The sequence below is a fragment of the Pseudomonas sp. B16(2017) genome, assembly GCF_002113205.1.
Lineage (GTDB): Bacteria > Pseudomonadota > Gammaproteobacteria > Pseudomonadales > Pseudomonadaceae > Aquipseudomonas > Aquipseudomonas pharyngis.
In genome coordinates this window covers 479,822-502,946 of sequence record NZ_NEKA01000004.1, presented here as the reverse complement: position 1 = coordinate 502,946, position 23,125 = coordinate 479,822, and the positions used below count along the sequence as shown (strand labels likewise).

The window sequence follows — 23,125 nt, the reverse complement described above, 5'->3', positions numbered from 1 at the left end:
GTGGGGAGAGGGTGCTGTTGGAGGTGGAGAGGTTGGGGGAGGGGGTGGAGATGCCTAGGTTGGTTAGGCCGTGAATTTTTAGGGATGCAGTTGTTTGGTGTCTCAGTCGGGTGGTGGGTACTGGATCGCAGGGGACGTACTTGACTGCTTTTTACCAACTGAAGGAAGCGTGTCGTGAATGTCCGCTTTCGGCCAAAAGCGGACGTTCGCAACTGGCCGATAACGTCCATTACCATCCACTCAGCAAGCAAATTTTTCATGAAGTGTCGCTGAGTCCGGGTGCCTCGATTCAGCAGTTTTTTTGACAGATAAGCGGTGTGCTTGATGACCCGTGGTCTCCTCGGGCACATCGCGAGCATGCTCGCTTCTAAAATTGTGTGTGTTCAGGCGAGATAACCCGAAACCCCATCCCCCAGCAGTTTCCCGGCCGTCACCACCAGCAATCCATAACAGGCGCGATACATCTGGCGCTGATCCAGCCTTTAAAAAAAGGGGACGGATATTTTTTCCAAAAAAAAATCCGTCCCCTTTTCTTCTGTCGGATCGTGTTGTTTTGCCTGGGATGTAGTGATCATCTACGCCATCAACCCAATCAGGATATTAAACTTTCTTTCTAGCTCTTCCGCTCGCTGGTACTGCATTCACATCATCCCCTTCGCAGCGTCGGATGCACCTGAGATTAACAGTTAAGTGGGATCTGCTGACGCCGGCGAACGTCCTTGCTCCCCGCTACGCCCACGGACTAACCTGTCGTGGCTTCCGCCCCCCCCCTCTGCTGATCAATGAGATGTCGCTTGCTAAAACAGATTCTAACCCAGGCAAAACTACCAAAAGACAAAACCACCATCGCCTCGGTGATCAAGGTCTTATTGGCATTTTTTTCACTAGGCACAGTTCATTACATTGGATTTCTCATGGAGGTACCCTTCGAGATTGTATCCATCGCATCGCTTAAGTTTCTGACAACTTTTGTTGCCACCTTTACGTTTTACCTAACTTTCTGCTATATGGTCACGAAAGTGTTCGCCTTCGCTGTATCGCAGTTCTACTACTCTGCGCTTGCCCCCTCGCAGCTTTAACATTTGCAGCAAGTAAAAAATTTCCGGAATGGCTAAAAAAACCCGCAAAAAGAATGCACAGAGAAACCAATATGGCGGAGAAGCTCATTTATTGGACATTTTTCTTTATCATATTCAGCTTTATGTTCAATTTTTCGTACTTGAAATTTGACTACTCCACTGTTGGCAAGATGACCTGGATGTGGGCAAGCGGCATAACTTTAGCCGCAATACTGAAGTGCGGGATACTAATTCGCCCAACAACACAGATTCAACGAATTTTAGACAAGAAAAGGGTAGCCCTCAGAAGATCGCTAATACGGGATTATAGTTATTTGCTTGCTGGCTCGGCCGTAGCGCTTTCCTTCTATGCGGGAATGCTAAGATTTGACAAAATAATGACCGAGGAAGTTATCTATTTCAAAAACGAACAGTACCAAGGGCAGGCTCACGTTCTCCTGAGCATAGATGATGCATATTTGCTAATAGAGCGCAGCTTCAAAAAGAAAACATTTCTATATATAACAAGTACAGTCATGATGAGGTTGTCAACCGACAGCAATAAGTAATTCACATATTAATCCGAACAGGCACTTAACAAAGACTCCACGCTCGTAAGCCTACAGATTTTCTTGACTAAAAAGTACAGAAAAAGGGGGGATTTATTTTATATATCAGCGTTTCAGAAATTAATCAGTCCTCTTTTTCTTTTTTTCATCGCTCAAATTACTCAGAATCGTTACCTAATCCATCGGCATCCTCGGGCAGAGGAAGCTGCTCAGCAGCAATAGAAAGATGTATATAGGCGAACTGGTGCGCAGTTATCCTCGCTGGCTCTCCATTTTGATAGTACTGAGGGTCGTCGAGCTCAACTCCGTAACGGGCACGGAGGTTATCGAAAATGTAGTTCGGTGAAATTATTGACGCGATACTATTGTAACTTTCGCGCCTTAAGTCAGACCTAACCGGCAGGCCACTTTCTACTTCCCATCCTTCTCCAATGTAAGTATCGAGGAAGTCATCCAGCTTCGCTGGGTCTTTATCAAAAATGTCGCGTAACCGTGCTTCGATCTCTTCTCGATTTCTTCCGTGTTGCCAGTACCAGTACAGATTTGGTGCGTCTCTTCCTGCCTGCATAAACAGCGGTTCAACATCGTCCGCGTCACGGATGCGACCAGCGAACAAATGGTAGAGGACATCGTCCGCTCCGTCAGGAAGAACACGGCGCTCTTCTGGTCTGTCCCGTGAGTGTGTAAGCCAGCGGGCGCACTCCATTCCCATTGCCAACGGAAACGCCGCTTTAAGAACTTCCTCAGCAGCTGACTGCCTATCTGATAAGGGGATTCGCCTGATAAGCTGAGAAATCAGTATCCCCGCTTACATTATCGTGCCGCCGATTACGAGAGCTCCGCGCTCGCGCGGAAGAAGATCTCCATTCCTTGCAACGGCGATTGCGATCGCTAACGCCGAAACTTCATCCAGAGTGTCCGCTCGATTCCGAAGTGCTTGTATCAATTGCGGCATGACGCGCTTTGGATACGAGCTCAACAGGCCACGCTGCGAATCGGTGTCTGCTGTGACGAGAGCGGCTATCAGGCTTGTTAATTGATTGTCCGATATGTCTCCTTCAGGCACCCCGTAAACGAAGTAGCGTTTGAAATAACGGCTCGAACAAATTCTTCGTTCGTTACCCCACCGCTCCTCCCAATCTCCCCCGTACATCATATTGCTGATTCGCGGAAAAAGAGGTTTCAAAAGTCGCTCTCGCACTTGGACTCTCTCTTCTGAAGCAGAACCCGGCATCGCAGTTTCGAGGAGTCGGTCAACGGGGGACGGAGAATGTTCTAAACCTCGCACAGCTTCGCGGGGATCCCCCTGTAAAAACAAATCTGCGTTGTCGCGAATAGCCGTATGTAGTTTCGGGTACAACACCCTCAATCCTTCAACAAGCATAAACTCAGCGATGTTGACTTCGCCCTTAACAAGTGGAAGTGCAAACATGAGAGCGTTCGTGTACAGCTTTGCGACTCGTGGAGTTTCAAGCTTTGGCTCGAGTCCGTCTACAAAGTGTCGAGTGAATACGTCGATCTGAGGCTGGTCAAGGATAATCCCTGCTTGATTAAGAGCGTGCTCGACTCCCTCAAAAGCGATTTCTCTCAGGCTCATTTGATCAGCTGGTGGTAGATGCAAAGGCACCTGAATAATTTTTTCGAGAAACGCGCGCCCTGCTTCTTGTCCACCGGCACCGTAACGCTCACCCAATGCAGCAGCGACTACCTCGTCATCGAAAGCCAAAACATAGCAGGTGTACTTGAAGCTCGCTGAGAGCTTTACTAGCTTGAAAATGGCGTGAGTTTCTTCTCTGTCCAACCGGTCAATGTCATCGATAAGGATGACCAATCTTTTCCCGCTTTGACCCAGAAGAGCGTCAATTTGATCCTTGAGCTTATCGAGACTGACTTTGGATAATGACTCCCCGATATGCTTCGCGGCTTCCCCAGGGTTGATTTCTACACCCGGTAGAGCGACTGAGATTACAGACAGAATCCCTCCATAGGACTCAAGCAGCGCTGCTGCTTTTTCTTTGAACGCTGGCTCCTTACCCAAAGCTTCAGCCAGGGTCGCAAAAAAGCCGCGCAAAAGCGCGTCCTCGGAAGGAAAATGCCAAGGATTGAATCGAATAGTGACGACCTCTCCGTGCTGCTCTAGCGACTCCTCCATCATCTTGAGAACTGAAGTTTTTCCATCTCCCCATGGGCCAAAAAGGCCAATGACGATGCTTGAGGGATCAAGGCGCCTGGCGATTGTCTCAGCGATACGCGCTGCATAAGGCGCCCGCCCGAATCGATCTTGATGTTTTGAGGTGATGGGCTCGTCCGAGAAGTATTGATCGCCGTTATCGTCATCTTCTCGGTCATTACTAACCGCTTCCTCTATCAGAGCATCCGACGAAGCTACTGAGTCTTCATCGTCCTTGCCAAAAAGCTTGCGAATCCACTTCATGATTCTATCCTTGAGGGTTCTTTAATACTTACGCGCTAAAGCTCTTGCTTCGCTAGGCGTAAACCTGCGGATCGTGGCACGAACATTTTCTTCAGGAAGACATGTTTCCCTCATATGTGGAGGGTCAGCAACAACGCTTTGAATTTCGCTTCGTCATGCTGTGCAACCTCGTGTAGCTTAGCGTCACGATTCAGATCAAACCCTGTGGCCCCGTCGAGTTCAAGCCAATGCGCTTCATTTTCAGAGGTCATGATGGGCAGAAAAACGGCCATAATGGGTCAGCCGTGACCGTCAGCGTTCGGTTAAAAGCTAGCGTTCGCCCTCCAAAAAATTCATTGTTGACGAAGTTTTATCGTTACACTGATTCGCCGTCGATTCGAACTGTGGCCTTTCCAGTATCGTCATACGGAATACTCACTTCGACCAGCCTTCCCTTTTCCGTTGCGATTTTGATCACTAATCGATGTGGTGGTGCGGCGAAGTCATCGGTAAAAAGGACATGTACAGCCTCCTTGCACGAATCTCCTTTCGCTACTGGCCAATACGCCGACCCATCTACTGCTGGTAAATAAACATCAATATTAGACATTGCATTCCCCTTATAATTGGTGCGCTATTAATCGTAGCTTGCAGCGCCCAGTCCGCCAGTTTTCGGAAGAAGGGGACAGATTTATTTTCCAGAAAATAGATCAATCCCCTTTGTTCATCTAACGGTGCAACCTCTGACCAGCCGCAGTATCAAGATCTGCCTAGTCACCCAGATTAACGGCATTACCGTTAGCCCGGACATAGTAATTATCGAATTCACCGCTTTCGAAAAACACGAATCCATGGCGAGTGTAAAAACGATTTGAAGCGCTTTCCTTGAGAGCTCCGACCTTGATGGGACGCCCGATCTCATCAGCTTCTCTGAAAATTTGAGTAAGAACTTCAGAGCCGATTCCTGCTCCCTGAGCACTGGGTATCACATACAAGTGGTCAAGCAAAAGCTCGCTCTGGTGGTCTTTGATTACGACAAAACCGACCAGATCACCTGATACTTCTATGCGGCGAGTGCTGGTAACGTCGAACCCAGCAACAAATCGTTCGCGCGCACGATCTGGGTTAAATCGTCCAAGCCGTTCAAGGCTCTCGCGCATGGCCTCAATCCTGATGGCTACCAGATCTTCCAGGTCGTTATTGGAAGCTGCGCATAAAACGACAGCGGAGTTTTGATCAGCGGAGGCTGGCATGACAAGCACCCTAAACATGGCCGGTCAGTCATTATGCAGAGAACAGATTCCGCATAACCACTACTGCTTCGGTTCAATGAAGGCGATGGCTCCATATCAGTTTCAGGGGGATGTGTTCGCCGGGCGCTTGTGTTTGTTGGGGCAAGAGGACGGGTCTGTTGTGGGATCCGAGACGCAATGAGAATTCCGATAAACACCAACGTTTAAAAAGACATCTCCAGACACTCTCTGAGGCTACATATCCTTGCGCCGTTGCCTACAGCTACGCCAGAATCCGCCGGCTTGTGCGCTTTGGGGACGGGTTCTAATGTGGTGCGGTCGCTGACGAATCAGTGATCGGATTTGACCGTCCGCCCAACATCAAGGCGCACCAGCGTTCTGCACGTGTTCAGGCATTGTCTGAAATCATGTCGCGGTGGCTGTGCGTGGGACACCTTCGGGTGTGCCGGATTCCTTGATGTCCGGTCGGTCAACCCGCGTACAGCTGCCACCCTGTTTGTTTGACCGCGAACGGTGGCAGCTCCAGTCATCAAGGAGCTTCACCATGATCAAACCAACACCCAACCCGCCCGAAACCGAATCGGTTTCCCCCTACGAATCCATCGATTCCAGAAAACTCCACGAAGCCGCCGACCGCGCGCTCGACCATTACCTCTGTCCGCCCGGCTCCACGCCGCCCCCACGCAGAGCCCGCGGGATGTATGCCGTGACGGCGGACAACAAAAACGAAGAACTGCTGATTGATGCCAGTGAAACACTCGCTTCGGCCCAAACCATTGCCCAAAACATCGCCAGTCTGGTGCCGGCCTCGCAGCGTCGGGCATTGGTGGGTATTGCGCAGTTGATCATGCTCGGGGAGTTGGCGGTGAATCGGGCGTTGGATAATTTGCAATTGCCGGAGTGATGCGGGGCAGGGCTGGCAGCGACGGCACATGCGCTGTTTCTGTTGCCTGATGTTCCGCTATCGCCAGCAGGCTGGCTCCCACAAAGTTATGGGTTGGTCTCGGACATCGTGTTCGGCCAAGGAGGGAGGTGGTAGGCCATCACCCTCACGGGTGATGGTTTGAAGCATGACTGAAAAGGGGGCTGATGGACCTGTCCCCTTTGGTTTCTGGCTTCAATCCTTTTCGGGACATTTGAAGTTCCAGGAATAAATCTTCATTTCTTTGACTTCTTCGCCGACAGTTCCTACATCTAAACAGTCGCCGTTCTTGATGTAGTTGAAGCTGCAGTAACGGACGCCCTCCGTGCAAGACTCGATTTCACTGAAGCCTTTTCTTTGGATGACGCTTTCAACCCCGAACTCACCGGAGTAGGTCGGATTCGGCCTCCAGCCATTTTTGATCAAAGCTTTTCGGGCTTTCGAAAATGGCATTTCTTCTTTGATAGGAAGGTCGGCGGCGTTAGAAAATAAACTGACGCAAAATAAAAGGCTGATGGCTGATATTTTTAGTTTCATTTAACAGTGCCGCAAACCGAAAAAGGGAACTGATTTATTTCATTCGATCCCTTGGTTTCTTAACTTGCGTCGTCTTTATTGGGTTCTAGAGATGCATCCGGACATTCATCAGTCCACCGCGTAACCGTCATGTCTTTAAGCTGCTCACCAATGGTATCGACGCGTAAGCAGGCGCCTGTCTTTGAATAGAACAGGATGCAGCGCGAGCTATCAAACGAGCAGGTGTCGAGTTCCAGGAATTTGCGTGCAGCCAGCTCGCGCTCGACACCACTGTATTCATAGCCATCGTTGGTGTGCATCCGAGTTGGCTTCCATCCTTGTTTGATCAACTTGGACCTGGCCGACAACAAGGGCTCATCGACGGCGATGCCGGCTGGCCCATGTTTGTCGTTTGTCGATTGTGGGCCACCGGCAAACGCTAGGCTTGTAGCCGTGCAATACATTGCGAGCAGCAGGAGGATCGGGGTCTTCATTTAGTCGTTCCTCCAGCTGATTTGTAACTCGCCAAAAACTTTGGATACTCGGCGTACGGTTGAGGCGGGTAGTGGTTTTTCTTGCCTGGCCCTTCCGGGAGTGCGGCCCACCTTGTGGCCGCCTTCGGCATTGCGCCCGGAATGTCTCCGGCCTTGATCTTGTCGATCACTCCTAGCGTGCGAAGAATGTCGACGGTAATAAGGTCTTGGGTATGGGGCGAAAAGTCCGTCAGCCCCTGCTTCTCGCCGTACTCGCGCCATGTGGCAACGTTGATTTGATACAAGCCCGATGCCGTAGTTTTTCCGCCGTAGCCGGCGCCCGGGTGGGTGGACTCGTCAGTGAACGTCCATTTTCCGGTTTTAAAACCTTCGGCCCAGCCATGACCGTATTTCGCGTGATAGTCACCGCCTTCGGCTTCGCCAATGGCGAACAAGTAGGCTTTGACGTTTTTGTCCTTTAAATACTCTTCGTTCTCGGCCCGCCGTTTCTGTTTTTTTGCGTCCAGCTCTACAGTTTTCGGGGTTTCGTCTTTGACGGGCGTCACCGCTCTGGTGGCGACGGGAGACATCTTCCGGCCATTTCTGCTTACGACTTCAGCCATGCCTTAGTCCTCCAGAAACAGTTGGATTGTTTCGGGCAGGTGCGAACTCACTACATGCGTGTAGCCCATCTCATCACTTACGCCGTGTTCCAGGCTGCCATCAGCGCGTTGAATGGCATATTCAAGATTGGCCAATGGTTCGCCCGACTCTTGGTCAACCAATCTGAACTTGTCGCTGAAGTGCACGGGCATCGACGTCAGGCCGCTGAACGGCGCAGATACGACGGTGTCGCCAATGATGACTGTGCCGGAGCCTCCTACAACCACGTTGCCGTGGCCACCGGTACTGCCCTGAGTCGCGGCATTCAGCCCATTGATAAAAACCGTAGAGCTGACCGAGCCGGTGATCGGGCTACCGCACGCGGATTTGTCGGTTATCCGAGCGGCGGGAAGGCCGTCGAAATTGACATTGGGAGAGCCGCTGACAATTGGATTTGTGCCGTGCCCTGGGAGTGGGCAACTGGTGGGATCTGTGACTCGGGCTGCAGGTTTGCCACTCACAGGAAGTTCCTTTTCAAAGATTCAGATGTCCTTGGCCTGATTGGATTAGAAATTCCGGCCACTGAGATAATGCGAACATCACACGTTTGGCAGAGCAGGAAAGCGTGCTCTGGAGGAGGAGAGCATCAACCTCCGCCACCCATGTACGTTTGCGTCGCACAGAATGCCTGAGGTAAATGTTGCGCTCAACATTTCTTACAATTCTTCGGTTGACGAGTTGTGAATGATCTTGAAGCAAGTAGCCCGTAATGCCTTTGCGTTCGGATAGGTTGAAGCTTTTGGTACAGAGAGAAACGTATTTGGCCGAGGTCGTCAGTTACACCTGACAACCTCGGCCATTTTCTTTCTGGCTACCGAGCTACAGCGATCAGCCGATCACGCCTTCACCTCAACATGATCCAACGCCTGATTCACCGCCAGCTCACTCAACATCACCAACTGCGCAATCCCGATCGCGGTCTTGCGATGAGCAGGCTCCAGCGTGGCCGCAAAGTTGTTGAGCATTTCGCTGGCCGATCCCAGTGATTCGCTGGCGTTGGCCAGAAGGGATTCGGTGTTGTACGCCGGGTTGGCCATGTACATGGGGTCGTGTTTGTGGTGGCTGCCCATGATGCGTTGTTGTGGGGTGAGGTAGTGGTCGAGGGCGCGTTCGGCGGCTTCGTTGAGGGTTCGGGAGTCGGGGAATTTGTAGGGGGAGACCGGATCGGTTTCTGGTGGGTTTGGTGTTGGTTTGAACATAGATGTAGCTCCATATGGGACTTAAGGAGCCATCACTCTCGCTACCAAACGAGTGGTGGTGGCCATACGAAGGTTGGTAGACCGGCCCATATGGAAAATCCGGCGCGCCCGAGGGCGCCCTGCGCATGGCCACCATAAGACGGATGCCGAAAGGGCATCTGCGCTAGGTGACGTTATGCGTCATATGGGAGGTCGGGCTACCAAACCCGATCACTGTTTTTCAGTGACCCGGAAACGATAAGACCCGCACCCTAGACGCACAAGCCGGCGGATTCTGGCGTAGTCGTAGGCAATGACGCAAGGCGTTGTAGCCTTGAGGAAGTAACGGTGGGTGTCTTTAAACAGGTTCCTGGAGGTTGATTAAACAGGTGAAAAAAATAGGCCAATTTCCCTGTCCGGAAATAAATCTGGCCTCTCTCATTCAGTCGTTCCCCTGATTTTTCTTGCGGTGTAATGAATGACGGCTATCAAAAAATTCTTGAGCTCCCACGCCCAAACGCCCGCGAGCATGCCGATAACCAGAAAATGAAAATATTGATGAAATTCTGTAGAGGGCACTTTCTGTGCGCTTTTCCCGACCAGTCCAAGGGTCATCAGGCTGATGCAAAAAGTACTCAAAGAACGTAAGGCGAGATAGCAAAGGTCTTTGATGTTGGTCGTGTACACCCAGCTTTTTGCGGATTCAGAAAACAGGGCAGCCCACCCCAGATGAAACACGCTTGCGTAGATGAAGCTCAGGCTTAGACGTTGCGCCACATCAGCGCCGGGGCTGAGGTAAAACTCCGAATAGAAATGGTCGAGAGAAATGCCCACCGGACGAAAGAGGTCGAGGAGGGGAAACAGGGCAACCCCGCCGGCGAGATAGATAGCTAAAAAAGCGATGATTTTCATCCTGCACTCCATTGCTTCGTAAACGGCATCGGTTGATGATTTTTCGTCCGGGGGAATTCGAAAGCATAGTTACCCTTGTCACATCCGTTTATTGGCCTGGGAGCGAAATCTCAGCCTGGTCTATAGCTCCTGTTTTCGGCGTGCTGCTGATCTCCGGGGCTTCATTCCGATTCATATCAACTTACACCACCGCCATTAAGCGGCGCGCAGTGATGGAAATGGATATGCACAAATGCATTGATTATCTATGCATCAATGCATATTCTTACTTCCAGCCGGTTCCGCAAGCCGTCTAAAAACAAATCTCTCCACCCCACCGCAACCCGTCCTCAACATCTCAGGTTGCCACCGAGCCCCGCCAAACGCGGAGCTTTCTCCAAGCAAAAGGATTTATGCCCAATGACAGGAAACACCACAAACCTCGCCGCCCAGATTGATTGCATGACGGTCGATATCCTCGAAGATCTCCGCGCCGTTAGTTCGGCCACATACAAGAAGGTTTCAACGCTTGGTTTTTATGCTCGCGGAGATGGAGGGCATGCCGAGTACGTTTTGGACACAACAGGCACGACGGCCAAGGAGGCAAGCCCGATGGTTATCGTCGCGACCGATGGTGGCCGTTGGAAGTTGATGCACGACGGCAATGTCACCGCCGAGCAGTGTGGCTTCAAGCGCGATGGCTCGGTGAATACCCAAAGTGTTTTGAATCTGGCGAACGCTGCAGTGACGGCTGCAGGCGCGAGAATCGTGTGGGGTTACGGCACTTACGTCTGTGAGTTCATCCAGATCATTCCGAACATGTCCTGGGTTGGCAAAGGGCAGTTCTTTACCATTCTCAAGGCCAATGGTGGCTTGAACACGGATTTCATTTCTTCGAATTTCAACGTCAACACGAACAACGTTTCGATTGTCGGTATGCAGTTCGACGGCAACCGGGCCAACAACACCAGCGGAAACACCTTTGCCCTCAAAGGCGCCAAGCAGAGCCTGCGACAGGTCACGATAACGCAGTCTGCCTACCATGGGTTGGTCACTGATTTCGACATCATTGACGGTGAGCGCAAGCTCGGTTTTGAAAGCACGTATGAAGACATTCTGATTGACACAACGGGTCGCCATGGCTGGTTGTACAACGGCCCGACCGATTCCTCGATGACTAACGTCACGTTGCTGGACTGTGGAGTCTCCGCGGATAACTCCTTTTTTGGGTTGTACGCGAGCAGAAACTTCAGAGCGGACAACCTGCATCCTTGGAACCGTTCTTCCACCAGTAATGTTCCAGCGGCGTCGGTTTATATCGAGGACACTGCACCAGGTTGTCCGGCCGTCAATTCACACTTTGAGGGAGGTCACTGCACACTCAAGATTCGCAGCAATCAGAACTCATTCAGCGACTGTGATTACTACGCGACCCGTGGCACCTACTGTATTGAAAACTATGGAACGGCGAACAGGATCAGCGGTGTGCTTGGCGCGACAGCGGCGGCGGTGAACCCTAATTACCGGGGTATTCTGATGAATGGCGCAGGTAACATGGTCGATCTCACCGACGGTGGATGTGTGAACGGCGCGATCGACTTCAATGGCAGTCAGGGCGGCAACCTTGTGCGGATTTCCGGCTATCGGAATTCGGGTGTTCCTTATGTCGGAACGCCTAATCCTGCGGATGTCGTGCTTCTGGTTATTCTCGGTGCGGGAGGCGGAGTACTGAAACCCTGATTGACTTGATTCATCTGGCCGAGGTTGTCAGCTATGTCTGGTGACCTGGGCCATTCAGTCTTGGGGCCGATTCAACAACGTATCCAGCCGCGCAAGCGGCGGCCCCTCCTGGCTGCGATCGAAGACTTGCACACCAACCTTCAACAACCGCCCATTCTCCACCGCCCCAATCACCTGCTCACACCGCAACAACAAACGCCCCTGATCACATTCCATCGCCTTGACCCCCATCGGCAACTTGCCTTCCAACCGCAATTCCGCCATCCGACTCTGCGCCGCAATCATCGCAATCGAACGATCCCGCAAAACCCCGCTGCTCTGCGTCATCAACCCCGCCACGCGCACGGCGGCGGACATGGCGACGGCGATGATCGCCAGTGCGACGAGCACTTCAATCAGGGTGAATCCGGCTTGTGGGGTTTTGTTGGGCATCGGGACATTTCGACGGGAAGGACATCGCACTTTAACCATCGGAGTTGACCGATTGCTGACCAAAGCTCCCGAGGACGCTAGACCGTTGGTCGCTACTGTCAGATCTGACAGTAGCGACACTTATGTCCGTGAGATTTGATTGAGGCGTCCCTGAAAAAGCTCTGTCTGGCGGGTACTTTTGCAGAGGGTTTCCAAGGGCATCCGCCAGTTGGAATTGCGTCTGTCGCTGGCTACGTCCATTCGAGAGAGGAATTTCACTGATGAGAATGCTCGCGGTTGTAATGCTGTGCCTGTTGGTGGGCTGCACCAGCCAGCAGCAGGTCTCCGATGATCTGCAGATTCAGCAAGCTACCCTTGACGGAGCGGCAACGGCCGCCAGGCTCCAGGCACTTTATAACGGCACTCGTACCGATTGCGGCGGTCCATCCCGGCCTGCGTTTCTGTGCGAAGGCGTCATGGCCAGGGGAACGGTGAAATCGCTGGCCTATCATGTCTGGAACCCGAGTCCGGGCTCGGTGCAGCAGGGGCGGGTGTCATGGTCATGGCTACGACGTGATTCGTCTTTCAAAGGTTTTTACTACAACAACGGCTACATCATCTATCCGATCTTCGAGAGCCCGACAGACAAGGTCGATTTCGATTTTTTCTGCATTTTTCCCATGAACGGCAGCACCGCCTCCCGCTCTGAAAACGGTTGTGGCGCGCTGGCTTCTCAACCGCTCACCAGCCGGCCTTGCCACATTCAGGGCATCACCACGGCCCAGCAGTGGATGACCAATTACCGTACCAACAATGCGCAATGCGGCTTCAATGTCCGCGAAACGACGGCAGGCGATCACTCGGCGTCTGCCTATATTGAAGGCATTCGCGCGATGGCGTTGTTGGGGGCCACTTCGTTCCAGGGCTGGAACGAAGTCGTCAGCGGTATCTGGCCGCAAAACATTCATCGCACCGTGCCGCTGTGGGCGTTCTTCTACACGGGCAGTGGCCTGCCCGATGCTCAATACAACCAGAAGGATTTCTATACGGCTTCAGGGGGGATCGTGGCGCCAATCATTCGGGTGACCATGCCCACCGTGCAGGGTGGCAGCGCCAGCTTCCAGTTTTTCAGCGGGGAACAGGTGGTGGGCAAGTGGCAATCAACGAACCCAGCGAAAGGCACTTATGCAGGTATGCAGTGACAGGTGCTGCGTAAGGCTGGGCGGCGACCGGGCAGTCGCCGCCCAGCCTCTATTTGGATGACTTTTTCTCCCGAGGATTTTCAACATCCCTGACATATCTTCTTGCAACACTGCGCGTCGAATCGAATCAAGCCAGGGAATGACGAGATGGATATCGCGCAGTTCAAACAGCCCAGTCGACCGAGCCGGATGCCCCGTGGGCAGCAGGGTTTCACGCTGATCGAGATCATGGTGGTCGTGGTGATTCTCGGGATTCTGGCGGCGATGGTGGTGCCCAAGGTGCTCGACCGGCCGGATCAGGCGCGGGCCACGGCGGCGAAGCAGGACATTGGCGGGTTGATGCAGGCGCTGAAGCTGTATCGCCTCGATCACGGCACTTACCCGAGCCAGAGCCAGGGCCTGAAAGTGCTGGTGGAGCGGCCGGCCGATGCGAAGAACACCAACTGGCGCTCGTACCTGGAGCGCCTGCCGAATGACCCGTGGGGTCGTCCTTATCAGTACCTCAATCCCGGTGCCAACGGCGAGATCGACATCTTTTCCCTCGGTGCCGACGGCCAGCCTGACGGCGACGGCGTGAATGCCGACATCGGTTCCTGGCAGTTGTAAGGCCGGCCATGAACAGCCAATCGAACCAGCAGGGGATGGCGATCATCAGTGCGCTGCTGATCGCGGCGGTGGTCGCGGTGATCGCCGCCGACATGCTGACCCGCCAGAGCGTTTCGACCCGTGCGCTGGAGGCCGAACAACTGCGCGTGCAAGGCCGTTGGCTGTTGCACGGCGGGTTGGAGATCAGCCGGCAATTGTTGTGGGATGCGCGGCAGCGTGATCCGCTGACCCGACTCGATCAACCCTGGGCGCAGTTGTTGAACACCCAGGGTTTCGAGGGGCGGCTGGAGGACGAGCAGGGCAAGTTCAACCTGCGCAATCTGGTGGCCAACGAGCGGATCGATGACGCGCAGGTGCAGGCGTTCGAGCGCTTGTGCGAGTTGATCGGTGTCAGCACTGGCTTGAGCCGGCGCATCAGTCAGCGGGTGATCGGCTCTTATCCGCACCTGTTGAATGCCCAAGTGGTGGACAAGCCTGTGGCGAAAAATACGTTCGACAGTGGGCGCGCCACGTCGCCGTCCGCTTCGCGCAAACCGCAACCGCCGACCTTGCCGATGCTGCGCACGCTGGACGATTTGCGCAGTGTCGACGGGGTCAACGATGCGCTGTTGGCGAAAATGGCGCCGTACCTGACGGTGATTCCGGCGACCACCTGGCTCAACGGCAACACCGCCACGGCGCCGGTGCTGGCGGCTTATGTGCCGGGGCTGTCGCTGGAGCGGGCGCAGGCGTTGATCAATGAGCGTGACGCCGGGCGCTGGTTTATCAATCGTGGGGATTTCGTCAATCGGCTGCGACTGCCGCAACTGGAGATCACCAGCGTCAAGGTTGGCATCACCAGCGACTGGTTTCGGCTGCGCGGGCAGGCGCGGCGGGATCAGCGGCGGGTCAGCCTCGATGCGTTGTTGCATCGCAGCCAGGATCGGTTGCCGCAAGTGATCTGGTCGCGGGTGGGCGTATGAGCCCGTTGCGCGTGAGTTTGCCGCCGCTGGCGGAGCTGAGTCTCGACAGTGAAGTGGATTGTGCGTGGCTGGATCGACAGGGGCAGGTCACTCGCCAGGAACGCATGCGGCTCAGCGCGTTGCCGAAGCAACCGCTGGTGTGCTTTCTGCACCCGTCGGACAGCCTGTTGGCGAGCGTTGATCTGCCGCCGCTGCCCGCGAACAAAACCGCTGCGGCGGTGCAATGTGCGGCGCAGGCGTTGATGCTCGGTGACAGCGCCGAGATGCACATCGCCCACAGCGCTCGAAATGAAAGCGGCCAGGTGCATATTGCCTGGGTAGCCCGCAAGGATTTGCAGCACCTCGGGCAATTCGGCTTGAACCTCAAAGGCCTGTACCCGGCGGCCTACAGCTTGCCGGTGATGGCGGGCGGCGTTGGCTGTCTGCACGACGATCATCTGTTGCTGCGCCACGGCCCGAATGCGGCGCAGGTGCAGCCGATGGTCGACGAAGCGTGGCTGCTGGAAACAGGTCTGCCGGCGCACTGGATCGGTGACGGCGCGCCTGAAGCGATGCAATCAAAATTGGCCGATACACAGCGAAGCGCCGGCCCGTTGCCGAATTGGGGCCTGCACAGCGGCATTCAGCAACCGGGCACCGAACATCGCGGTTGGGGCAGGGCGCTCGGTTGCTGTGCGCTGGCACTGGCGGTGTGGGTGATCGGTCTGAATCTGTACGCCGCGCGCGAGGCCGCGCAGGCCCAGCAGCTCAAGGCGCAGATGGCGCAGCGGGTGAAGCAGGCGTTCCCCGAGTTGCCGGTGATCCTCAATCCGCTGCAACAGGCTCGTCAGCAAATCGCGGCGCGCCAGCAAGGCGCGGTGGATACGCCGGGGCAGGATTTCACGCGGCTGGTGTCGCAGGCCGGCAGCGGCATGCCGTCGATGGCGGGCACGGTGCAGCGGCTGGAGTTTGTCGACGGCGTGTTGCAATTGAGTCTGCTGCCTGAAGCCCGGCGTTCGGGCAACGACAAGGATTGGCAAGGCACGCTGGCCCAGGCCGGTATCAGCATCAGCCCGAATGACGACGGCTGGGTCCTGCGCCCGGCCAGCGAGGCGACCGCCGCCAGCGACAACGACGACAGCAGCGGAGCCGAAGATGAATAGCCCATCGCTTGCGAAATACCGCGCCGGTTGGCAGCGCTTCAACGCTCAGTTGCAGGCCCGTTGGCAGCCCTTGGCGCTGCGGGAAAAGCGCATGGTCGGCGGCATGGCGGCGCTGTTGTTGGGACTGTTTGTGTGGGTGGCGTTGATTCAGCCGCCGCTGAAGAAGATCACCGCCTCGCAAATCGAAACGCCAAAACTTCGCGCCCAGGCCGAAGCGCTGGAAGTGCTGCTGCGCGACGTCAGCGTGCGCCCGGACGGGCAGAACCTGGAGCAGTCGCTGCAACAGACCTTGCAGGCCAGCGGACTGGGCGGCCATTACCAATTGGCGGCCGCGTCCGCCGGCTGGCAGTTGACCTTCGACGCCGCACCGGCCGACGCCGTGCTCGACTGGCTGCTGAGCCAACCGCGGAATTTTTCACTGCAAGTGGTCGAGGCCCGTCTGCAACGCGCAGACGACGCCGCGACCGATGACACCGCCGGCACTCTGTCGGGCACCGTACGCATGGATCAGGCGCTGGGCGCTAAGGAAGCTTCATGAAGGGGTCAGGATCCAAACGCATGGCGTTGCCGATGCTGTTGATGGCATTGAGCGCGTGCAGCAACACCACGCCACCGAATCAACCGCCGCTGTTGGTGGACAGCGAACTCGGCCGGCCGCTGGCCAACACCCAGCGCAGTGGCGACGCGGTGCTCGACCGCGAGCGCGCGCAAGCTCAGGTCAAACCTGCGCCGAAGCAATTGCACAACATCACCGAACGCGCCCGCAGCGGCGGCTCGGCGCGTGGCACGACGTTGCCGACCAATCCGTTGGGCGATCAACCGGTGACGCTGAATTTTGTCGACGCCGATATTCAAGCGGTGGTGCGGGCATTGTCGCGTTCTACTGGTCAGCAGTTTCTGGTCGATCCACGGGTCAAGGGCAACCTGACGCTGGTCTCCGAAGGCCAGGTGCCGGCGCATCAGGCTTACGACATGTTGCTGGCGGCGCTGCGCATGCAGGGCTTCAGCGTGGTGGATGTCGGCGGTGTGGCGCAGGTGGTGCCGGAGGCCGATGCCAAGTTGCTCGGCGGGCCGATCTACAGCGCCGACAAACCGGCTGGCAACGGCATGCTCACTCGCACGTTCCGCCTGCAATACGAGAACGCGGTGAACCTGATCCCGGTGCTGCGCCCGATCGTGTCGCCGAACAACCCGATCAATGCCTATCCGGGCAACAACACCATCGTCGTCACCGACTACGCCGAGAACCTGACGCGGGTCGCGCAACTGATTCAGGGCATCGACACCCCGAGCGCCATCGACACCGACGTGGTGCAGATCCAGAACGGCATCGCCGCCGACATCGCGCCGATGGTCGCTGACCTGCTCGACGCACCGGGCAACGATCCCACCCAGAAAATCGCGGTGATCGGCGACCCGCGTTCCAACACCATCATCATCCGCGCCGGCAGCCCCGAGCGTACGGAGCTGGCGCGCAACCTGATCTACAAACTCGACAACGCCCAGAGCAATCCGAGCAATCTGCACGTGGTGTATCTGCGCAATGCTCAGGCCGGCAAACTGGCCCAGGCACTGCGCGGTCTGTTGACCGGCGAGAGCGACAGCGGCACCAGCGACAATGCGCGCTCAGTGCTCAGCAACATGGGCAGTTCCACCAACTCGGGCGGCGGGCAAAACGGCCAGAGCGGTACGCAAACCAACGGCTCCACTTCGACCACCAACAGCGGCAGCACCGGCGGCAGTTACGCCCAGGGCAGCGGCGCCACCAGCGGCAGCGGCAATGCGCAAAGCAGCGAACAGAACGTGGCCTTCAGCGCCGGCGGCGTGACTATTCAGGCGGACGCGACCACCAACACCTTGCTGATTTCCGCGCCGGAACCGCTGTACCGCAACCTGCGCGAAGTCATCGACCTGCTCGACCAGCGCCGCGCGCAAGTGGTGATCGAAAGCCTGATCGTCGAAGTCGGCGAGGACGACGCCAGCGAATTCGGCGTGCAATGGCAGACCGGCAACCTCGGCGGCAAAGGCGTGATCGGCGGCGCTAACCTTGGCGGTTCGGGGATCAACGTCAATGGCAAGACCAGCCTCGATGTACTGCCCCAAGGCCTGAACCTTGGCTACGTCAACGGCACGGTCGACATCCCCGGCATCGGCAAGATCCTCGACCTGAAAGTGCTGGCCCGGGCCCTGAAGAGCAAGGGCGGCACCAACGTGCTGTCGACGCCGAACCTGCTGACCCTGGACAACGAAGCGGCGAGCATTTTCGTCGGCCAGACCATCCCGTTTGTCAGCGGCAGTTACGTCACCGGCGGCGGGGGCACCAGCAACAACCCGTTCCAGACCGTGACTCGCGAAGAGGTCGGTTTGAAGCTCAACGTGCGGCCGCAGATTTCCGAGGGCGGCACGGTGAAGCTCGACATCTATCAGGAAGTCAGCAGCATCGACGAACGTGCTTCGGCCGCGGCCAATTCGGCGGGGATCGTTACCAGCAAACGCGCGCTCGACACCAGCATCCTGCTCGATGACGGACAGATCATGGTGCTCGGCGGTCTGCTGCAGGACGGCTACAGCCAGAGCAATGACGCGGTGCCGTGGCTCTCGAATATTCCCGGGCTGGGCGCGCTGTTTCGCAACGAGCGCCGCTCGATCACCAAAACCAACCTGATGGTGTTCCTGCGCCCGTATATCATCCGCGACAGCGCGGCGGGGCGCAGCATCACGTTGAACCGCTACGATTTCATGCGCCGCGCACAGGGCGGTCTGCAACCGGAGCGCAGCTGGGCGATGCCGGACATGCAGGCGCCGCAATTGCCCGCCACTGCCCAAGGCGTGCCGGCGCCGGTGTCCGGCCCGCGCGCAACCATCAAAGCGGTGCCGCTGCAATGAGCGCATTGCCTTACGCCTGGGCCAAGGCGCAGCGGATTCTGCTGCGCGATGGCGTGCTGACGGTGTGCCCGTCGACGCCAGGTTGGTCGATCAGCGAAGTACGGCGGCAGTTCGGCGCAGCGAAGCTTGAGCGGGTGCGCGACGACGAACTCGACGGTTTGCTGGCCACGGCCTACGCCGACACCGGCAGCGCGGCGGCGGTGGTCGGTGCGGCGGAAAACGAAGTCGACCTCGACCGCCTGATGCAGGACATGCCGGAAATCACCGACCTGCTCGACACCCAGGACGGCGCGCCGGTGATCCGCATGATCAACGCCTTGCTCACCCAAGCGGCGCGGGACGAGGCCAGCGACATTCACATCGAACCGTTCGAAACCCATTCGGTGGTGCGCTACCGGGTCGACGGCACCCTGCGTGATGTGGTCTCGCCGCGCAAGGCGTTGCACGGTGCGCTGGTGTCGCGGATCAAGATCATGGCCCAGCTCGACATCGCGGAAAAGCGCTTGCCGCAGGACGGTCGCATTGCGTTGCGCGTAGCGGGGCGGCCGATCGACATTCGTGTTTCCACCGTGCCCACCGGCCATGGCGAGCGGGTGGTGATGCGTCTGCTGGACAAGCAGGCCGGGCGTCTGCATCTGGAAACGTTGGGCATGGATGCGCAGGTGCTGGCCAAACTCGATCACCTGATCCGCCAGCCCCACGGCATCGTGTTGGTCACCGGCCCGACCGGTAGTGGCAAGACGACGAGTTTGTATGCGGCACTGGCACGACTGGATGCGAGCACCAGCAACATCCTCACCGTGGAAGACCCGGTGGAATACGACTTGCCGGGGATCAGCCAGATTCAGGTCAACGCCAAGATCGACATGACTTTTGCGTTGGCATTGCGGGCGATTCTGCGCCAGGACCCGGACATCATCATGATCGGTGAGATCCGCGACCTCGAAACCGCGCAGATCGCGGTGCAGGCGTCGCTGACCGGTCACCTGGTGCTCGCGACGTTGCACACCAACGACGCCGTGTCGGCGGTCAACCGCTTGGTCGACATGGGCGTCGAGCCGTTTCTGCTGGCGTCGTCGATGCTCGGCGTGTTGGCCCAGCGGTTGGTGCGGCGCCTGTGCAATCAGTGCAAACAGGAAGACCCGGCCACGCCCGGCACCTGGCGCCCGGTCGGTTGTGCGGCGTGCAATCACACCGGTTACAGCGGCCGAACCGGCATTCACGAATTGTTCTGCATCGACGACGACATTCGCACGCTGATTCATCAAGGGGCAGGGGAGCAGGCGTTGCGCGCGGCGGCGAGCAAGGCCGGGATGTTCAGCCTGCGCGAGGACGGCGAGCGCTGGATTCGCAGCGGTGCCACGGCGCCGGAAGAAATCCTTCGTGTGACACGGGACGCCTGATGAATCGCTATCGTTTTGAGGCCGCCGATGCCAGCGGCAAGATCGAATCCGGGCATCTGGAGGCGGAGAGTCAGGGCGCCGCGTTTGGCGTGCTGCGTAGTCGTGGCTTGACGGCGTTGTCGGTGGAGAAGGAGAGCAACGTCTCACAGCATGGTGGCGGAGGATTGTTCAGCGCCAAACTATCGGACAACGATCTGGCGTGGGCCACCCGGCAGCTGTCGAGCCTGCTCGGCGCCAGCCTTCCGTTGGAGGCCGCGCTGAGTGCCACGGTCGAACAGGCCGAGAAAAAGCACATCGCCCATACCCTCAGCGCCGTGCGCGCCGATGTGCGCAGCGGCATGCGCCTGGCCGAAGCGCTGGCGGCACGGCCACGGGATTTTCCGGAGATTTACCGGGCGCTGATTGCGGCGGGCGAGGAGTCCGGTGATCTGGCGCAGGTGATGGAGCGGCTGGCAGATTACATCGAGGAGCGCAACAACCTGCGCGGCAAGATTCTCACCGCGTTCATCTATCCGGGCGTGGTCGGGCTGGTGTCGATCGGCATTGTGATTTTCCTGCTCAGCTATGTGGTGCCGCAGGTGGTCAGCGCGTTTTCCCAGGCGCGGCAGGATTTGCCGGGGCTGACGCTGGCGATGCTCAATGCCAGTGATTTCATCCGGGCGTGGGGCTGGTTGTGCGCCGGGATCATGGCCAGTGCGTTCTGGAGCTGGCGTCTGTATTTGCGCAACCCGGCGGCGCGCTTGAGTTGGCACCATCGGGTGCTGAAGCTGCCGCTGATCGGGCGCTTCGTGTTGGGGCTGAACACCGCCCGGTTCGCCTCGACGCTGGCGATTCTCGGCGGCGCCGGGGTGCCGTTGTTGCGCGCATTGGAGGCGGCGCGGCAGACCTTGTCCAATGATCGTCTGAGCCTGAGCGTCAATGAGGCCACCGCCAAGGTGCGCGAGGGCGTCAACCTGGCAGCAGCGCTGAAAGTGGAAAACGTGTTCCCACCGGTGCTGATTCACCTGATCGCCAGCGGCGAGAAAACCGGCGCGCTGCCACCGATGCTTGAACGCGCTGCGCAGACCTTGTCACGCGATATCGAGCGCCGGGCGATGGGCATGACCGCGTTGCTTGAGCCGCTGATGATTGTGGTGATGGGCGGGGTGGTGTTGGTGATCGTGATGGCGGTGCTGTTGCCGATCATCGAGATCAATCAGTTGGTGCAGTAGGGGTGTGTCTGTTGGTTTGACGTTGGCTGTTCCGGCCCCTTCGCGAGCAAGCCCGCTCCCACATTTGAAATACATACCCCTGTGGGAGCGGGCTTGCTCGCGAAGAGGCCGGTCAGCGCAATAAATAATTCAGTTTTTTTCCGCAGCCTCAGCATCACCCGACCCTCATTCCCCCCATCCTCGGGTTCTCCTTTCTGTCATCTGCAACGGCCCTTCAAGGGCTGTGGCCGATTCCCTCGAAAAGCTTGCCGTAGACACTTCGCACAACCCCCGGAACACCCGAGAAAATCCCTCGAAAATCAGCCTGCACCTCCCGAGGTTTTTTCCTTTATCTGTCACCGGAAACTGCGAATTTCTCAGTGCGACTTAACCCCGGACCCCGCTTGCGAAGGTCAGCGGTGAGTCCTCCCAGCGTCATGCAAGACCCCTGAAAACCTGTGTTCACAACCAACGTTGAAAAGGAGATTCTTCATGTTCAAGCGCACTCTGATCGCAGCTTCCCTGACCGTTGCCGCTCTGGCTTCCGCTCAAGCCATGGCCGTTACCGGTGGTGGTGCAACCCTGCCAGCCGCTCTGTACAAAGGCTCGTCCGACAGCATCCTGCCAGCCAACTTCAGCTACGCAGCCATCGGCAGCGGCGGTGGCAAGACCGCTTTCCTGACCAACAACCCGGCTGGCTTCAGCACCACTGGCACTGTGCACTTCGCCGGTAGCGACTCGATCCTCAGCGCTTCGGAACTCAGCACCTACAGCAGCACCTACGGCGCTTCGTTCGGGCCGCTGATTCAACTGCCTTCGGTTGCCACTTCGGTTGCCATCCCTTACAAAAAAGCCGGTCAGACCGCTCTGAACCTGACCAGCGCTCAACTGTGCGACGTGTTCTCCGGCGCCAAAACCACTTGGGGTGCTGTACTGGGCACTTCCGACACCACCGCCATCCGCGTTGTTTATCGCAACGTTTCCAGCGGCACTTCGGAAATCCTGACCCGTCACCTGAACGCCGTCTGCCCGACTCAGTTCGCCACCAGCACCACCTTCACCGCCGCTCGTATCGGTGGCATCGCGCTGCCTTCGAACTGGGTCGGCGTTGCCAACACTTCCGATGTCGCCACTGCCGTGAACGCAGTTGACGGCTCCATCGGTTACGTCGGTCCGGACGGTGTAGATGCCACCAGCAACGCTGTTGTTGCCCGCGTCAACGGTGTTCAGCCGACTTCGGCCAACGTCAACCTGGCACTGGCATCGGTTACCGCTCCTTCGACCGCTGCCCAGGCTGCCAACCCGGCCAACTGGTCGCCAGTGGTTGCCAACCCGGCTCTGGGTTACAAGCTCGCTGCCTACACCAACTTCATCTTCGGTCAGTGCTACAAGGATGCAGCCGTGGCCGCCGACGTCAAAGCCTTCCTGACCAAGCACTACAGCATCCCGGGCAACAACGCCGCGACTCAGGCTCACAAGTTCGTCGCAGTGCCTGACTCCTGGAAAAACGCTGTAACCGCCAACTTCATCACCAACACCTCGGGCAACAACCTGGACATCAACAACACCACCGTGTGCAACACCATCGGTCGTCCTTTGTAAGCTCGCGCAGTCGTAACAGAAATGGCGGCAACCTTCGGGTTGCCG

22 protein-coding genes are annotated in these 23,125 nt (G+C 57.0%); 11 read left to right on the top strand and 11 right to left on the bottom strand.

Annotated elements, in window-relative coordinates:
• Positions 1–1,784: 1,784 nt before the first annotated feature.
• The 4 genes from CAG25_RS28815 to CAG25_RS09715 all read right to left on the bottom strand — a co-directional run bounded on the left by CAG25_RS28815 (position 1,785) and on the right by CAG25_RS09715 (position 5,293).
• Positions 1,785–2,333, bottom strand: coding sequence for a hypothetical protein (locus CAG25_RS28815; protein WP_256575329.1), 549 nt, complete (start codon positions 2,331–2,333; stop codon positions 1,785–1,787).
• A 102-nt stretch (positions 2,334–2,435) separates the two neighbouring features.
• Positions 2,436–4,061 (bottom strand): P-loop NTPase fold protein, encoded by a 1,626-nt coding sequence (locus tag CAG25_RS09720; RefSeq protein ID WP_256575328.1) that lies wholly within the window; start codon positions 4,059–4,061, stop codon positions 2,436–2,438.
• A 355-nt stretch (positions 4,062–4,416) separates the two neighbouring features.
• Complete coding sequence (locus CAG25_RS28305; protein WP_143492857.1) at positions 4,417–4,650, bottom strand: hypothetical protein; 234 nt, start codon at positions 4,648–4,650, stop codon at positions 4,417–4,419.
• Positions 4,651–4,810: 160 nt separating this feature from the next.
• Entirely contained in the window at positions 4,811–5,293 is a 483-nt protein-coding gene (locus tag CAG25_RS09715; protein WP_085610687.1) for an N-acetyltransferase, read from the bottom strand.
• Positions 5,294–5,837: 544 nt separating this feature from the next.
• Between CAG25_RS09715 and CAG25_RS09710 the strand changes: the two genes are divergently transcribed.
• Complete coding sequence (locus CAG25_RS09710) at positions 5,838–6,197, top strand: DUF6124 family protein (RefSeq protein ID WP_085610513.1); 360 nt, start codon at positions 5,838–5,840, stop codon at positions 6,195–6,197.
• 213 nt (positions 6,198–6,410) lie between these two features.
• On the opposite strand, the gene CAG25_RS09705 is transcribed toward CAG25_RS09710, so the two are convergent.
• The 6 genes from CAG25_RS09705 to CAG25_RS09680 all read right to left on the bottom strand — a co-directional run bounded on the left by CAG25_RS09705 (position 6,411) and on the right by CAG25_RS09680 (position 9,957).
• Positions 6,411–6,752, bottom strand: coding sequence for a hypothetical protein (locus tag CAG25_RS09705; protein WP_256575327.1), 342 nt, complete (start codon positions 6,750–6,752; stop codon positions 6,411–6,413).
• Positions 6,753–6,811: 59 nt separating this feature from the next.
• Entirely contained in the window at positions 6,812–7,225 is a 414-nt protein-coding gene (locus tag CAG25_RS09700; protein WP_085610511.1) for a hypothetical protein, read from the bottom strand.
• Positions 7,222–7,827: a hypothetical protein gene (locus CAG25_RS09695; RefSeq protein WP_218191688.1), complete on the bottom strand. Its 606-nt coding sequence runs from the start codon at positions 7,825–7,827 to the stop codon at positions 7,222–7,224. The genes CAG25_RS09700 and CAG25_RS09695 overlap by 4 nt, the downstream gene beginning before the upstream one ends.
• A gap of 3 nt (positions 7,828–7,830) precedes the next feature.
• Positions 7,831–8,328 (bottom strand): PAAR domain-containing protein, encoded by a 498-nt coding sequence (locus CAG25_RS09690; protein WP_085610510.1) that lies wholly within the window; start codon positions 8,326–8,328, stop codon positions 7,831–7,833.
• Between the two features lie 375 nt (positions 8,329–8,703).
• Positions 8,704–9,066: a DUF6124 family protein gene (locus tag CAG25_RS09685; RefSeq protein ID WP_011334564.1), complete on the bottom strand. Its 363-nt coding sequence runs from the start codon at positions 9,064–9,066 to the stop codon at positions 8,704–8,706.
• A 417-nt stretch (positions 9,067–9,483) separates the two neighbouring features.
• Positions 9,484–9,957 carry a hypothetical protein gene (locus CAG25_RS09680; RefSeq protein ID WP_085610509.1) on the bottom strand — a complete coding sequence of 158 codons (474 nt, stop codon included), beginning with the start codon at positions 9,955–9,957 and terminating at the stop codon, positions 9,484–9,486.
• A 399-nt stretch (positions 9,958–10,356) separates the two neighbouring features.
• On the opposite strand from CAG25_RS09680, the gene CAG25_RS09675 reads away from it, so the two are divergent.
• Entirely contained in the window at positions 10,357–11,676 is a 1,320-nt protein-coding gene (locus tag CAG25_RS09675; protein ID WP_085610508.1) for a hypothetical protein, read from the top strand.
• A 54-nt stretch (positions 11,677–11,730) separates the two neighbouring features.
• Here the strand turns inward: CAG25_RS09675 and gspI are convergent, their stop codons facing one another.
• Positions 11,731–12,108: a type II secretion system minor pseudopilin GspI gene (gene gspI, locus CAG25_RS09670; protein ID WP_085610507.1), complete on the bottom strand. Its 378-nt coding sequence runs from the start codon at positions 12,106–12,108 to the stop codon at positions 11,731–11,733.
• Positions 12,109–12,368: 260 nt separating this feature from the next.
• On the opposite strand from gspI, the gene CAG25_RS09665 reads away from it, so the two are divergent.
• The 9 genes from CAG25_RS09665 to CAG25_RS09625 all read left to right on the top strand — a co-directional run bounded on the left by CAG25_RS09665 (position 12,369) and on the right by CAG25_RS09625 (position 23,080).
• The gene (locus CAG25_RS09665) at positions 12,369–13,289 is read left to right on the top strand and encodes a hypothetical protein (protein WP_143492855.1); all 921 of its coding nucleotides are present in this window, start codon (positions 12,369–12,371) and stop codon (positions 13,287–13,289) included.
• Positions 13,290–13,436: 147 nt separating this feature from the next.
• The gene (gspG, locus tag CAG25_RS09660; RefSeq protein WP_085610505.1) at positions 13,437–13,895 is read left to right on the top strand and encodes a type II secretion system major pseudopilin GspG; all 459 of its coding nucleotides are present in this window, start codon (positions 13,437–13,439) and stop codon (positions 13,893–13,895) included.
• 8 nt (positions 13,896–13,903) lie between these two features.
• Positions 13,904–14,857 (top strand): type II secretion system minor pseudopilin GspK, encoded by a 954-nt coding sequence (gene gspK / locus CAG25_RS09655; RefSeq protein ID WP_085610504.1) that lies wholly within the window; start codon positions 13,904–13,906, stop codon positions 14,855–14,857.
• Complete coding sequence (gene gspL / locus CAG25_RS09650; RefSeq protein WP_085610503.1) at positions 14,854–15,999, top strand: type II secretion system protein GspL; 1,146 nt, start codon at positions 14,854–14,856, stop codon at positions 15,997–15,999. Before gspK ends, gspL begins: the two co-directional genes overlap by 4 nt.
• Complete coding sequence (gene gspM / locus CAG25_RS09645; protein ID WP_085610502.1) at positions 15,992–16,537, top strand: type II secretion system protein GspM; 546 nt, start codon at positions 15,992–15,994, stop codon at positions 16,535–16,537. Before gspL ends, gspM begins: the two co-directional genes overlap by 8 nt.
• Complete coding sequence (gene gspD / locus CAG25_RS09640) at positions 16,534–18,885, top strand: type II secretion system secretin GspD (RefSeq protein ID WP_085610501.1); 2,352 nt, start codon at positions 16,534–16,536, stop codon at positions 18,883–18,885. Before gspM ends, gspD begins: the two co-directional genes overlap by 4 nt.
• Entirely contained in the window at positions 18,882–20,288 is a 1,407-nt protein-coding gene (gspE, locus tag CAG25_RS09635; protein WP_039768906.1) for a type II secretion system ATPase GspE, read from the top strand. Before gspD ends, gspE begins: the two co-directional genes overlap by 4 nt.
• Positions 20,288–21,499, top strand: coding sequence for a type II secretion system inner membrane protein GspF (gene gspF / locus CAG25_RS09630; protein WP_085610500.1), 1,212 nt, complete (start codon positions 20,288–20,290; stop codon positions 21,497–21,499). Before gspE ends, gspF begins: the two co-directional genes overlap by 1 nt.
• A gap of 471 nt (positions 21,500–21,970) precedes the next feature.
• Complete coding sequence (locus CAG25_RS09625) at positions 21,971–23,080, top strand: substrate-binding domain-containing protein (RefSeq protein WP_085610499.1); 1,110 nt, start codon at positions 21,971–21,973, stop codon at positions 23,078–23,080.
• Positions 23,081–23,125 lie beyond the last annotated feature (45 nt).